General features: G+C 33.1%; 11 protein-coding genes, 1 other RNA gene and 1 other annotated feature. All 12 genes read right to left on the bottom strand.

What is annotated here, in order from left to right:
- Positions 1-121: 121 nt before the first annotated feature.
- On the bottom strand, positions 122-709 hold the full coding sequence (recR, locus tag Q0F04_RS05785) for a recombination mediator RecR (RefSeq protein ID WP_117571006.1): 588 nt from the start codon (positions 707-709) through the stop codon (positions 122-124).
- A 10-nt stretch (positions 710-719) separates the two neighbouring features.
- Positions 720-2483, bottom strand: coding sequence for a DNA polymerase III subunit gamma/tau (dnaX, locus tag Q0F04_RS05780; RefSeq protein WP_295751185.1), 1764 nt, complete (start codon positions 2481-2483; stop codon positions 720-722).
- A gap of 116 nt (positions 2484-2599) precedes the next feature.
- Positions 2600-3070, bottom strand: a complete 471-nt coding sequence (gene tadA / locus Q0F04_RS05775; RefSeq protein WP_295751182.1) for a tRNA adenosine(34) deaminase TadA — start codon at positions 3068-3070, stop codon at positions 2600-2602.
- Positions 3071-3086: 16 nt separating this feature from the next.
- An RNA gene (gene ffs / locus Q0F04_RS05770) (signal recognition particle sRNA small type) lies at positions 3087-3176 on the bottom strand.
- A gap of 63 nt (positions 3177-3239) precedes the next feature.
- On the bottom strand, positions 3240-4523 hold the full coding sequence (gene serS / locus Q0F04_RS05765; protein ID WP_118114428.1) for a serine--tRNA ligase: 1284 nt from the start codon (positions 4521-4523) through the stop codon (positions 3240-3242).
- Between the two features lie 40 nt (positions 4524-4563).
- Positions 4564-4774 (bottom strand) — a binding site (T-box leader).
- Positions 4775-4861: 87 nt separating this feature from the next.
- Positions 4862-5455, bottom strand: a complete 594-nt coding sequence (locus Q0F04_RS05760; protein WP_295751225.1) for a helix-turn-helix transcriptional regulator — start codon at positions 5453-5455, stop codon at positions 4862-4864.
- Between the two features lie 135 nt (positions 5456-5590).
- Entirely contained in the window at positions 5591-8059 is a 2469-nt protein-coding gene (gene gyrA, locus Q0F04_RS05755; RefSeq protein WP_295751179.1) for a DNA gyrase subunit A, read from the bottom strand.
- A 12-nt stretch (positions 8060-8071) separates the two neighbouring features.
- On the bottom strand, positions 8072-10039 hold the full coding sequence (gene gyrB / locus Q0F04_RS05750) for a DNA topoisomerase (ATP-hydrolyzing) subunit B (RefSeq protein ID WP_117573371.1): 1968 nt from the start codon (positions 10037-10039) through the stop codon (positions 8072-8074).
- On the bottom strand, positions 10036-11115 hold the full coding sequence (gene recF, locus Q0F04_RS05745; protein ID WP_295751177.1) for a DNA replication/repair protein RecF: 1080 nt from the start codon (positions 11113-11115) through the stop codon (positions 10036-10038). Before recF ends, gyrB begins: the two co-directional genes overlap by 4 nt.
- Positions 11112-11315, bottom strand: coding sequence for a S4 domain-containing protein YaaA (gene yaaA / locus Q0F04_RS05740; protein WP_117573367.1), 204 nt, complete (start codon positions 11313-11315; stop codon positions 11112-11114). Before yaaA ends, recF begins: the two co-directional genes overlap by 4 nt.
- Before the next feature lie 114 nt (positions 11316-11429).
- Positions 11430-12548: a DNA polymerase III subunit beta gene (dnaN, locus tag Q0F04_RS05735; protein ID WP_295751175.1), complete on the bottom strand. Its 1119-nt coding sequence runs from the start codon at positions 12546-12548 to the stop codon at positions 11430-11432.
- 141 nt (positions 12549-12689) lie between these two features.
- A complete protein-coding gene (gene dnaA, locus Q0F04_RS05730) occupies positions 12690-14057 on the bottom strand; it encodes a chromosomal replication initiator protein DnaA (RefSeq protein WP_295751172.1) in 1368 nt (455 codons plus the stop codon).
- Between the last annotated feature and the right edge of the window lie 483 nt (positions 14058-14540).

Raw genomic sequence — 14540 nt, 5'->3', positions numbered from 1 at the left:
TATATCATGTGCTATTTTGTTCATATGAAAAGGTAATTCTATATGATTATTGTATTGATATTCCTATAAATATAAAAAAATCGTATGAAATATCATAAGTACTTCATACGATTAAGCATATTTATGAGCTTTTACGTCCTTCAAAAGCTTTTAACAATGTCATAGCGTCCGTATAATCTAAATGACTGCCTACAGGAATACCATGGGCAAGTCTACTTACCCTACACTTCCCTTCTAATAGTTTAGATATATATAAAGCAGTGGTTTCTCCTTCTACTGTAGGATCTAGAGCTAATATGACCTCTTCTGTATTTTCATTCACTCTATTTAATAAAGATATTATATTTAATTGATCTGGTAATACTCCTTTTTGTGTATTGATCAATCCATCTAGTACATGATATACACCATTGTATTGCTGCATAGACTCTATTACCGAGATATCTTTCGGATTTTGTACTACGCATATGATATTCTGATTTCTATTAGAATTTTTACAAAACTCACAGAGATCATCTTCTGTTAAATTACCACATCGTGTGCACTTCTTTACTTTCTTTTTTAAATTAACTAATGTTTCTGCTAATTCAGATATTTCATCATCAGACCAACCTAATACAGTAAATGCATATCTCTCTGCAGTTTTAGCACCTACTCCTGGTAATTTCTGAAATTCATATATTAAATCATCAAATGTTTTTGGATACATGCTTCACCTTCTAATCTTCTTTAATTTCTATATTTGGAAACAAACTTTTCATATGATCTTCAATACTCATATTATTTTCAGATTCTGAATCTTTTCTTTTTAAACGAACTTGATACGGTTCTGGAAGATTACCACTAATCATTCTTTCTTTAAACTCATCCTTTACACGAGATTGTTGCGTCTTATCTAATGCGAATACTTTCTTAGCTTTTCCTAATAACACTTCCATAAAATCTTCATATCCATAATTTAATTCAAATTCATTTATTTGTTTCGCAAAGATCTCACTAGATACACATACGACAATATAATTCGATCCACTAGCCATAATACTACTGTTTCTCAATGTAGCTGCATATTTTCCAAATTCCAAGCTTGATATGAATTGTCCTATATTATTGAACTTATTCGTATCAATGCTTCTTTCCATCTTTGTAGCTCCAACTAACAATTGAATGACAAATTCATCGTTTAATATGATTTTATTATTTGTATTTTCTGACTGTTTTAATGTTTCACGTGAAACATCAGAAATTTCAGATTTCTCTAAAACCCTATTATTATCATCTTTTTGAGTGTTTTTCTCAATTATATCTGAGTCATCAGAAGTATCGTCATATGATGTTTCATAGTTTTCTTCTTCATCAACCTCTTTATAATCATTATGATCTGATTCAATAATATGTGTTTTTGATTCATATGAATAACTTGAAATCTTTAATAAAGAGGCTTCTAAGTAATCTAGTGCATTAGATGCATATGTATATTTATTATATGTATCCATTAATTCTTCCATACACTTAATCCTGAAATTAATAGGAGCTGATTTAAAATATTTCCGAATCATATCTTTGTTCATATCCGAAACTAGAGTAGAATTTTCAGAATAATCTAAAATCAAACTATCCTTCAACATATGAATAAAGTCTGCAGTCAATCGTTTAATATCCATTCCCATATCTGAATATTTCTGAATATCTTTGACAAAACTATCTACATCTTTTTTATATACTGAATAGAATAATTTACCAATATCTTCAGATGTTACGACACCATAAATTTTACGAATATCATCCACATCAATATGAGATGAACAGTACGCAACACATTGATCTAATATTGACAGTGCATCACGCATTCCTCCATCTGCTAATTGAGCAATTAATGTTAATCCATTCTCATCAATTTCAATTCCTTCGTTTTTACAAACAATAGATAATCTATATTTAATGTCGTGCATACTCACTTTGTTGAAATCAAATCTTTGACAACGAGAAATAATAGTTGGTAAAACTTTATTAGGTTCTGTAGTCGCAAAAATAAAAATTACATGAGCGGGGGGTTCCTCGATTGTTTTTAATAATGCATTGAATGCTCCAGAAGTCATCATATGAACTTCATCAATAATATAAATTTTATATTTCCCCTGCATTGGAGCATACTTCACTTTATCAATCAGATTTCTTACTTCATCTACACCATTGTTGCTGGCAGCATCAATTTCAATAATATCTGGATGACTTCCATTCGCAGCCATTTTGCAGTTCTCACAAACTCCACAAGGAGCATCTTGACTATTCGTACAATTTAATGTCTTCGCAAATATTTTTGCGATTGAAGTTTTTCCTGTTCCTCTAGGACCGCAGAATAAATAAGCATGAGCAATACGATTTTGAATGATCGCATTTTTCAATGTCTGAATTATATGTGTTTGTCCAACAACTTCATCAAAATTTGTTGGTCTATATTTTCTATATAACGCTTGATATGCCATTCGTAAAAATCCTTTCTATATGTTTTCCTGTATCTTATTTTATCATAGTTTTACTCATTTTATTTGATTGAAAATAGGGAAGTACAATATATATGAAAAGCAGAAATCACTCCTATTTATGATTTCTGCTTCTTTTTCATATCTCTTTTCTTTTTAAAAAAATGTTTTAATAAATCTGAACATTCAGATTCAAGAATTCCTTTTCTATATTCAGGATGATGGTTGAATTCAGATACTTCAAATAAATTTGTACATGTCCCCACACAGCCACCTTTAGGATCTGATGCTCCATATACAACTTCTTTAATTCTAGATTGTATAATCGCACCTGCACACATAGGACACGGTTCTAAAGTTACATATAATATACAATCCTCTAATCGCCATGTATTTAATTTCTTACACGCTTTTTGAATCGCCATAATTTCTGCGTGCGCAATACTTTGCTGCAAAGTCTCACGCTTATTGTATCCACGAGCAATAACTTTATCATCTTTCACAATTACACATCCAATTGGAACCTCATCATAGCTTTCTGCTTTTTTAGCCTGCTTGATGGCTTCCTTCATCCATTTTATATCATTCATATTCATATCCTCATATAAAAAAAACTACTACACATGATGGAGCTTACTTAAGGCTGCTTCGTTCCCGACCTGACCTGATTCATAAGACATCATTGTAGTAGCTAGGTTATTATATCAAATCCATTTTCAATTCGCAATAGAAAAAAGCTGTCAAAGACAGCTTTTAAGATTAACCAATTTTCTTTTTACCACCCATGTAAGGTTGTAATACTTCTGGAATCAAAATTGATCCATCAGCCTGTAAATTGTTTTCTAAGAATGCGATCAACATTCTAGGCGGAGCAACACAAGTGTTATTTAATGTGTGCGCAAAATACTTCTCACCATTTTCACCCTTAACACGAATCTTTAAACGACGTGCTTGAGCATCTGTTAAGTTAGAGCAACTTCCAACTTCGAAGTATTTCTTTTGACGTGGAGACCAAGCTTCCACATCCACTGACTTACATTTTAAATCTGCCAAATCACCTGAACAACATTCCAATGTACGTACTGGAATATCCAATGTTCTGAAGAATTCTACAGTATTCATATACAATTTTTTAAACCATTCCATACTTTCTTCAGGCTTACAAACAACAATCATTTCTTGTTTTTCAAATTGGTGAATACGATAAACACCACGTTCCTCGATACCGTGAGCACCTTTTTCTTTACGGAAACAAGGTGAGTATGAAGTGTAAGTATATGGAAGATCTTTTTCTTCAAGAATTGTATCCTTGAATTTACCAATCATAGAGTGTTCACTTGTACCAATCAAATACAAATCTTCACCTTCGATTTTATACATCATACCTTCCATTTCCGCAAATGACATTACTCCATCAACGACTGAACTACGAATCATATATGGTGGAATTACATAAGTAAATCCTTTTTTATCAATCATGAAATCACGAGCGTAATTTAAGATTGCTGAATGTAGACGAGCAATATCTCCCATTAAATAATAGAATCCATTACCAGCTACACGACGAGCTGCATCTAAATCAATACCGCTTAAACGTTCCATGATTTCGGTGTGATAAGGAATTTCAAAATCAGGAACAACAGGTTCTCCAAATTTTTCTAATTCAACGTTTTCACTATCATCTTTTCCAATAGGAACACTATCATCAATGATATTTGGAATCTGCATCATTTTTTCAGTTACAGACTCTCTTAATTTAATTTCTTTTTCTTCCAAAGCTGTTAATTCGTGAGCAATCTCTGCCATTTGTTGCTTAATTTCTTCAGCTTCTTCTTTTTTACCTTGGCCCATCAACTTACCGATTTCTTTAGAAATCTTTTTACGATTAGCACGTAAATCATCCGCATGTTGCTGTGTTTGACGAAGCTCTTTATCCTCCATCAACACTTCATTTACTAAAGGCAATTTGTAGTCTTGGAACTTTTTCTTAATGTTCTCTTTGACAATGTCCGGATTTTCACGGACAAATTTCATATCTAACATGATATCCTCCTCTGCATAAAAAAAGAGACACTCGCACCCATAAAGGGACGATGTCTCGCGTTGCCACCCTTTTTACCATATATATACATATATGATCTCTTAACATGATAACGGTATGTACCGGATCAAACTACTCATTTCATTTGATCACTCTAAGGTGCTATTCAATTATTCATATCAGTATTTTCACCAACCATACTGTCTCTAAATAATATATGAAATAATCTACTTATCCTTATCTTTGTTTTCAACACATTTATACCATTAAAACAAAGCTAAAGTCAACCGCTTATTATGTGAATTAGCCTCAATAAATCGGATTTGTCATATGATTCAACTTATCTACAAATCATATTCAATATCACAAAGATATAGAGTGTCAAAATATAAGAAATCCATCTATAATCCATTCCCATGAATATTAAAAACTGAATAAACAAAAGTAACCCTAATAGAGAAAAGAAGGCATAAATTCGTTTTGTTGAATTATCATAATACAAATAATATAAGCCAATTACTGCCATTGCAAAAATAGCGCCAATACATAAAGATCCTATAATGCTTCCATGACCAGAAACATAAACACATGCCGCAACAAAGATCATACATACTAAGGAAATTTTATCTGCTTTTCTATCTTGTCTAAAACATTCCTTTTTATATACATCTAAATTATGAATGATATTTGTGACTTCTTCATTTGAATAATTTGAACTCTTTTTACACGATATCAATTCTGCTACAGATATATGCAATGCTTCAGCTAAGGAAGGTAACAATTGAATGTCTGGATATCCAATTCCACGTTCCCATCGGCTAACAGCTTTATCTGTAACATGAATCTTGTCAGCTAATTCCATTTGTGTCATTTTATTTTCTTTTCTCAACTCATTAATAAACAATCCCATATCTTTGGCATTCATATCTACCACTTCTTTCAAGAATAATTTATATCCATTCTATCAAATTGGCAATCAACGTGTCGTTTATATAATGTATTCGGGTTATTTCTATCTGATTTATCATATGAAAAAGGAGTAAAATCATAATTCTACTCCTTCAATCCTTTATTCTTCTGTATTTTCTTCTGATTCTTCTTCAGGCTCTTCATGATCTACCAATGTCATTCGCGTTACTTTCGCATCGCCATTTAAGTTGATCAATCTTACACCTTGTGTATTTCTTCCGTAGATTCCTACATTCTCCAAAGCTACACGAATCATGATTCCATCACTGGCAACAATCATCGCATCTTCTTTACCAGTAACTGCACGCATACACATTAGCTTACCTGTCTTTTCTGTGATATTAATTGTGCTAACACCTTTTTTACCACGAGAAGTCAAACGATAATCTTCGAACTTACTGCGCTTACCATAACCATTTTCAGAAACAACAAGAACTGTATCTCCTTCACTTGATAGTGCAGCACCAACAACTTCACTGCCATCACAATTGAATCCTAATACACCACTTGCGCTACGTCCCATAATACGAACTTGATCTTCATTGAATCGAACAGCTTTTCCATTTGATCCAGAGATAATTACTTCATCTTGTCCTGTAGTTAATTTCACAAAACGCAATTCATCATCTGGTTTTAAACTAATCGCAATCTTACCATTACGATTAATATTTTCAAATTCAGATACAGATGTACGTTTCACAATACCATTTTTCGTGACAAATAATAAGGTTTCACTTTCATCATCCTTAGGAACGGCAACAAGAACATTTACTTTTTCACCTTTTTCCAAAGTCATTAAATTGACAATTGGAATACCCTTAGATGTTCTAGATCCACTAGGAACATTGTATCCTTTTAATCGATATACACGACCCTTATCTGTAAACAACAATAAGAAATCATGCGTCGACATTGAAATCATAGTATCGATAGAATCCTCTTCATTTAGCGTTAATGATTTGATTCCACGACCACCACGATTTTGAGCACGATATGTATCTACAAGCTGACGCTTAATATATCCTGACTCTGTTAATGTGATAATTACATCTTCAATTGGAATTAAGTCTTCATCTTCCATATCAACAGAAGCATCACTAATTTCAGTTCTTCTTTCATCACCATATTTCTGATCAATTTCATTTAAATCATCACGAATGATTTGAAGAACACGATCATGATTTGCCAAGATATCCTTCAAATCTTCAATCGTCAATAATAATTGTTGATATTCATTTTCAATCTTATCTCGTTCTAATCCAGACAATCTTCTTAACTGCATTGCCAAGATAGCCTTAGCTTGAATCATGCTCAATCCAAACGCATCACATAAGTCTTGAGATAAGCCTGCTTCATCTTTTTTAGAACTACGAATCATATGAATAACTTCATCGATATGATCCATCGCAATTCGTAAACCTTCTAAGATATGTGCACGATCTTGTGCTTTCTTTAAATCAAATTGTGTTTTTCTTACAACTACATCAACCTGATGATCAATATAATCATGAATAATATCTTTTAAAGGCAATTGTTTAGGACGACCATTTTCAAGTGCCAACATATTGATACCAAATGAAGTTTGAAGTGGTGTTAATCTAAACAACTGATTTAAAATTACTTCTTCTTGCGCATCCTTCTTTAGCTCCATGACAATACGAATACCTTCACGGTTACTCTCATCGTTTAAGTAAGTAACACCTTGAATTGCTTTATCACGAATTAAAGAAGCCATCTTAGTAATCAAATTGGCCTTATTGACCTGATAAGGAATTTCATAGAAAATAATCTGTTTCTTTCCATTAGATAATTCTTCCACACGATATTTAGAACGAATCATAATGGATCCTCGTCCTGTTTCAAACGCCTGGCGAATACCTTTACGACCTAAAATAATACCTCCCGTAGGGAAATCTGGTCCTTTGATTACTTCCATCAATTGAGGAACCGTAATATCTGGATCATCCATTACCGCAAAAATAGCTTTAATTGTTTCTGATAAATTGTGTGGTGGAATATTTGTTGCCATACCAACCGCAATACCCACAGCACCATTGATCAACAAGTTTGGAATACGACTAGGAAGTACAACCGGTTCACTTTCTTCACCATCATAGTTTGGAATAAAATCAACCGTATCCTTTTGAATGTCACGCATCATCTCCATAGAGATTTTTGACATACGAGCTTCCGTATAACGCATTGCCGCAGCTCCATCTCCATCTAGAGAACCAAAGTTTCCATGTCCATCCACTAGTGGATATCGATACGAGAAATCCTGGGCCATACGAACCATCGCATCATATACAGCTGTATCACCATGAGGGTGATACTTACCAATAACTTCACCAACAATACGTGCACTCTTCTTATGTGCAACACCTGATGTAATACCCAATTGATTCATCGCATGTAAAATACGACGATGAACTGGTTTCATACCATCACGAACATCTGGTAATGCACGTGAAACAATAACAGACATTGAATAATCTAGAAAGGCTGTACGCATTTCTTTGGATATTTCAACATCTTCTACATAGTCATATCGCTTATTTTCTTCTTCCATAAGGACCTCCTACTAGTAATCCAAATTAGCGTATACAGCATTTTCCTGGATATATTCACGACGAGGCTCTACATCCTCACCCATCAACATATCAAATACACTGTCCGCTTCCATCGCATCATCGATTGTGACACGTTTCAATACTCTATGATGTGGATCCATAGTTGTTTCCCACAACTGTTCTGCATCCATTTCACCTAAACCTTTATAACGCTGAACTTTGTATCCATCTTTAAATTCTTCACGCAACTGATCCATTTCCTGTTCCTTATACGCATAGGCAATCTTTTTACCTTTTTGCACCTTATATAAAGGAGGTTGTGCAATATAAACATATCCACCTTCAATAACAGGTTTCATAAAACGATACAAGAAAGTCAACATCAATGTACAAATATGACTACCATCGACATCGGCATCGGTCATAATAACAATTTTGTGATAACGTAATTTCGATACATCTACATCTTCTTGAATTCCACATCCAAAAGCCGTAATCATACTACGAATTTCCTGGTTCTCAAAAATACGATGTGTTCTAGCTTTTTCAACATTTAAAATCTTACCACGCAAAGGTAAAATAGCTTGTGTTTTCGCGTCACGACCTTGTTTCGCGCTGCCCCCGGCAGAATCACCTTCGACGATATAGATTTCGCATTCACTAGCATCTTTACTTGAACAATCCGTTAATTTACCTGGCAATGAACTAATTCCATCCAATGCCGATTTACGACGCGTTAATTCACGAGCTTTTTTAGCTGCAATTCTTGCCTTGCTGGCAATTTCTGCCTTTTCCACAATTGCCTTGGCAATATCTGGATTTTCTAAAAAGAAACGATTGATCTGTTCGCCCGCAATATTAGAAACAATCTTACGAACTTCACTATTTCCTAATTTTGTCTTTGTCTGTCCTTCATACTGAGGATCTGGGTGCTTAACAGAAATGATTGCAACCAAACCTTCTTTAACATCATCCTGAGATAAACTCTCATCCTTTTTGATCATGTTATTGTTTTTCGCATAGGCATTGATACAACGAGTCAAAGCCATTCTAAAACCATCTTCGTGATATCCACCTTCATGCGTATGAATATTATTACAGAATGAATAAATACTTGATTGATATCCATCATTATATTGCAATGCAACTTCTGCAAGAATACCATCCTGCAAACCTTCCACATAAATAACTTTATCACTGATTGTACTCTTATTCTTATTTAAGAATTGTACATACTCAATAATTCCACCCTCATATTTATAGTCATTACTTGGACCATCTGGAGTTCTTTTATCCGTTAAAGTTAAACGAATATCCTTATTTAAGAAGGCAAGCTGACGCAAACGAGAATTTAACGTTTCATAATCATAAACTGTTGTATCCTTAAAAATCTGTGGATCTGCTTTAAAACGAACTAAAGTACCAGTTTCTTCTGTTGTTCCAATAATTTTTAAAGGCTCAACCGCATGTCCACCATTTTCAAAACGAATAAAATAAATTTTACCATCTTGATAAACAGTAACCTCTAACCATTCACTCAACGCATTAACAACACTGGCACCAACACCATGCAAACCTCCGGAAACCTTATAAGCGCCTCCACCAAATTTACCACCAGCATGTAATACTGTCATAATTGTTTCAACTGCACTAATTCCTGTCTTTTCGTGAATTCCAACCGGCATACCACGACCATTATCACGTACCGCAATAATATCTCCTGGCTCAATTGTCACATCAATGCGATTCGCAAAACCTGCCAAGGCCTCATCAATACCATTATCCACAATTTCCCAAACTAGATGGTGAAGTCCACGTGCAGAAGTAGAACCAATATACATACCTGGTCTCAAACGAACCGCTTCTAGCCCTTCTAACACCTGAATATCATCCGCAGTATACGAATGTTCTACTTGTGTAGCTTGTGTTTCCAATTCTTCAAATTCAAGAATCTCTTTTTGTAATTCATCCTGACTCATTTGTAGACCTCCTTGATTCTCCCTTGTTCTATATCATAGAATCGAACTTCACGATTCCAATGCATATTCAATCGTTCTGTTGTTGTTATAAAAATCTGCATATCTCTAGGAAGCTTTTCAATTAACTGTCGCTTTCTAAGATCATCCAGTTCGCTAAATACGTCATCCAATAATAAAATTGGATATTGCCCGCTCTTTTCATAAATAATTTGGGCCAATCCCAATTTAAGTGCCAATACAAAACTTCTTTTTTGTCCCTGGCTAGCCACTTCACATACAGGTTTTCCATTCAATTCAAATAAAATATCATCCCTATGGATTCCTATCAAAGTCTGATGATATTTCTTTTCTTTTTCAAAAACCTTAGCATACGCTTCCTTCATATCTCCATCCAAATCAATAAACGTTATATACTTAGCATCTATATATTCTTTTTCATTTGAAAAGAATGGATATAGCTCACGCGCTTTTATCATCAAAGAATTTAAAAATTCATTTCTTTGTTTCATAATGATTTTTTGAACATCTATCATCTGATCCAAATAAATTTGAACTAAACACTCATCCACTTTATTCTGTTTCAAAGCTTGATTTCTCTGCTTTAGAATTTTTTGATACGAAGATAACGTAGCCGTGTACGTTTTTGACAACTTCATTAACTCCATATCAATAAATCGTCTTCGATTTTTTGGAGATGAAGTAAATAATGATAAATCATCTGGACAGAATAAGATTGCATTTTCAATTCCAATAAAATCCGAATACTTCTTGACTGGATTTTGAAAACGAAACAAATGCTTTTTTTGATGATCCACAATCACTTTCAATTCTTCTTTTCTGTGATTCGACTCTATCGTTGCCTGAACACAAAATTCATTGCACCCATGCATGATCATACTGTCCAATTGATTTGTTCGAAACGAACGCAAATGACTTAAAAAATAAATAGCTTCAATTAAGTTCGTTTTTCCCTGTGCGTTTTTTCCATATAAAAAATGAATGCATTTTGGTGTAAAAGAAAAAGACATGGTTTCATAATTACGGAAATGAAAACATGTCAGTTTTTCAACATTCATTTCACTTCAATCCTTATTCCATTAGTTTCTACAATATCTCCATGGTAGATCTTTTTTCCACGACGATTTTCATTAACGCCGTTTACTAATACTTCCATGTTTGCTAAATATTCCTTGGCCTGTCCACCACTATAGACAACATCGCAAGCTTTTAGCAATTGTGCTAATGTAATATACTCATCTTTAAGTTCAAATTCCATGAAAATACCTCTTTTCGCACTATAATTATATCATAAAACGACATAAATAGCTATGCGTACAGAGATACCGATATAAAAAGAAACCGTTTAAAACGAGTTTAAACGGCATTTTCTTTAATCATAACTACGAATTGGCACTAAAATCATCAAGACTGAAGCATCTTCCGGATTTGATACCTTGATAGGCTTCATAAATCCAGAGAATTCAATTAACACTTTTTCACACCCCAATGCCTTGATCGCATCCAACATATATGTACCATTACATGTCAATGAAATATCTTCTCCTTCATATTCACACTTAGTCAATACTTCATCAGAGTTTCCAATTTCACTTGAATACGTCTTAACATGAGTTTCCACAGTCGAACATTCCAACTTAATTAAATGTACTTTATCATTACGAATGAAGTTAGTACGATCAATTGTACCTGCAATTTCATATGAATCCACCAACATTTTAGAAACACAACTTGTTGGAATAATTCTTTGTACATCTGGGAAAGTTCCATCAATCAAACGAGTTTGGATAATTGTTTTATCAAATACAAACTGTGCTTTTTTAGAATCCGCATAAATATCGATCGTATCATCATCCGAAACCGAACGAACAACCTCAGTTAATGATTTACTAGGAATTGTGATATTAAAATCTTGACTCGAATTCAATTCAATTGTTTTTCTAGCTAAACGATATGAGTCTGTTCCAGAACAATACAACATATTACCTTGTGAATTGAAGTTAACACCAGTTAATACTGGACGCTGATCTTTGTCGCTGCACGCAAATGCAGTTTGAGAAACAATTGATTTTAAATCTGTAGCCTTTAATACAAAATGATGATTAGGCTGTGTAAAATCAATATCAGGATATTCATTAGAACGAATACCATTTAAGTTAAATTGACCATTATCACTAGAAATACGAACTAAAGAGTAGTCGATTACTTCAATTTCAATATTTTTACAATCCAATTTACGAACAATTTCTAATAAATACTTAGAATCAATAATAATAGATCCTTCTTCTTCAATATCTAAATTATTCAATTCACCAGGAACAATTACAGTACGAATAGATATATTTGAATCACTACCAGTTAAAATCATTGAACCATCTTTTAAATCAATACAAATGCCAGATAATGCAGGTAATGGAGAAAAGACACTAATAGCTCTAGAAACAATAGATAGTTTGTCATAAAAATATTTTCGATCAATAGAAAAATGCATAAAATCCTCCTTTTATTAATATATATATAAATTATAATATAAGGGACTGTATAAGTGTGTAAAAATTGCACAGACCCTTTAAAATACGTACTCTACGCTAATTTTTTGGATGTGGATTCCATGAGGAATACAGTGTATAAATTAAGAATCCAAAGTGCTGCGAATTTTTTCAACAGCTGTTTTAAAAGCTTCGTCTTTTTGAATTAATTTCTTAGCACGCTCATACGAACTAGAAATTGTCGTATGATCACGACCACCTAATTCTTGTCCAATAGATACATAGGATTTATGAAGCAAGTCTCTAGATAAGTAAACACAGATATGTCTTGCGTTCGCAATAAATTTTTGACGACATTTACCCTCTAAATCCTTGTAAGATAAGCCATAAAAACGCGTTACGGCCTTCTTAATCTTTTTGATTGTTAATTCATCCGACTGCGATACAATAGGCTCTTTAACTAATACTTTACGCGTAAAATCCATATCGATTACATCTGGGTTAAATAGTGTCGCATTAAATATCAAGCGATTTAAAGTTCCCTCTAGATTTCTAACATCATTTGAATATTTACCAGCTAAATAATCAATAACATCTTCGCTCATATTTACACTTTCTTCACGACCCTCGATTTTCTTCTTTAAAATCGCTTTACTCGTTTCAAATTCCGGTTTAGAAATACTGATTGTAAGCCCAGAAACAAAGCGCGAAATCAAACGGGATTGCAATCCACTAATTTCACTAGGATGCATATCACTTGTGATAATAATCTGTGTATTCTTTTGAATCAACTGATTATAGACAGTAAAGAAGATTTCCTGACTGCTAGAATGCTGCTGCAAATTTTGAATATCATCAATCAAGAAATAATCACAGTCTAGAAGTTGTTCTTTGACTCTTTCTACGGTATTGCCATGAACATTTTTAGTTTTCATAGCCTCAATCAATAAGGAAACTAAATCCCCACTATACATGTAGATGACTTTACATTCAGGATGTTCCTTAGCTAAATAATTTCCCATCGCATGTAGTAAATGGGTTTTACCTAAGCCAGAATTACCATACAACATAAGTGGATTGAAAGGATGAGAAGTCGTTTGTGTACAACAAGCTAAACATGCGGCATAAGCCTCCGCATTCGAATTACCTTCGACAAAGTTTTCAAATGTATAAGAAGGATTGAACTTATTTTCCAATAAAACATTTGTTCTTTGTTTGACAACCTCTTCAGGCATCATCTTTTCCATTTCTTTTTGGTGGATAAACTGAATTGTTAATGTATCGCCCCAGACCTCACTTAAAGTGGATTCAAACAGTTCTTTTTCTTTCTGTTTCTTTAAAATACTAAAAGTAATCGTAGAACGATAGGCTACATAAGCTATATTATCCTCTATTTTAAATAGAGTGGTTTTTGAAATCCATGAATTGAATGTATGACTATCAAAATAGTTGGATTCTTGTATTTTTTGTAAAGTTTCATTCCATATCGATGCATAAGACATGGTAGACATAGTAAAACCTCCTTGCAGTATTACTATTATACACGATTTTTACACTTATCCCCATTTATTCTTTGTGGATATAAAATATTCACATGTGGATAAATGTGTAAAAAAAAAAAATAAAATCGGGATAACTCATATTATATTCATATTACACACATATAGAATCATTGATAAACAAAGGCATTCCATGACTTTTCCCAAGTTATACAGAGAATAAATTTAGAATACTTTTATCCACTGTATAACTCGCATATTTATATACATTTTATATGTATATTCAACATTTAAATAAAATAGCATACATATCCATATATATAATATGTGTAGTAGTTACGCATGAAAAATAAAATGGCTTAAATAAACAAAATTGGAAACTCTATTAAAGAATTTCCAATTTTTTTGTGGGCTAAGATGGCAATATTAAAAACATCGACAGATTAACGTTTCTTTCGTCTTAGATTTGATTTGATCTGTTTGATGATTTCTGTA

Origin of the sequence: uncultured Holdemanella sp., assembly GCF_934772795.1 — a bacterium.
In the GTDB taxonomy this organism is placed as follows: Bacteria; Bacillota_I; Bacilli_A; order Erysipelotrichales; family Erysipelotrichaceae; genus Holdemanella.
Note: the sequence above shows the minus strand (reverse complement) of the source record. Positions and strands in the feature narration are given on the sequence as shown.

Bases quoted from the DNA above. Each gene is read 5' to 3' on its own strand.
- gyrB (WP_117573371.1), bottom strand. From the start codon at position 10,039: ATGAGTCAGGATGAATTACAAAAAGAGATTCTTGAATTTGAAGAATTG.
- gyrA (WP_295751179.1), bottom strand. From the start codon at position 8,059: ATGGAAGAAGAAAATAAGCGATATGACTATGTAGAAGATGTTGAAATA.
- serS (WP_118114428.1), bottom strand. From the start codon at position 4,523: ATGTTAGATATGAAATTTGTCCGTGAAAATCCGGACATTGTCAAAGAG.
- dnaN (WP_295751175.1), bottom strand. From the start codon at position 12,548: ATGCATTTTTCTATTGATCGAAAATATTTTTATGACAAACTATCTATT.
- yaaA (WP_117573367.1), bottom strand. From the start codon at position 11,315: ATGGAATTTGAACTTAAAGATGAGTATATTACATTAGCACAATTGCTA.
- dnaX (WP_295751185.1), bottom strand. From the start codon at position 2,483: ATGGCATATCAAGCGTTATATAGAAAATATAGACCAACAAATTTTGAT.
- recF (WP_295751177.1), bottom strand. From the start codon at position 11,115: ATGAATGTTGAAAAACTGACATGTTTTCATTTCCGTAATTATGAAACC.
- recR (WP_117571006.1), bottom strand. From the start codon at position 709: ATGTATCCAAAAACATTTGATGATTTAATATATGAATTTCAGAAATTA.
- tadA (WP_295751182.1), bottom strand. From the start codon at position 3,070: ATGAATGATATAAAATGGATGAAGGAAGCCATCAAGCAGGCTAAAAAA.
- dnaA (WP_295751172.1), bottom strand. From the start codon at position 14,057: ATGTCTACCATGTCTTATGCATCGATATGGAATGAAACTTTACAAAAA.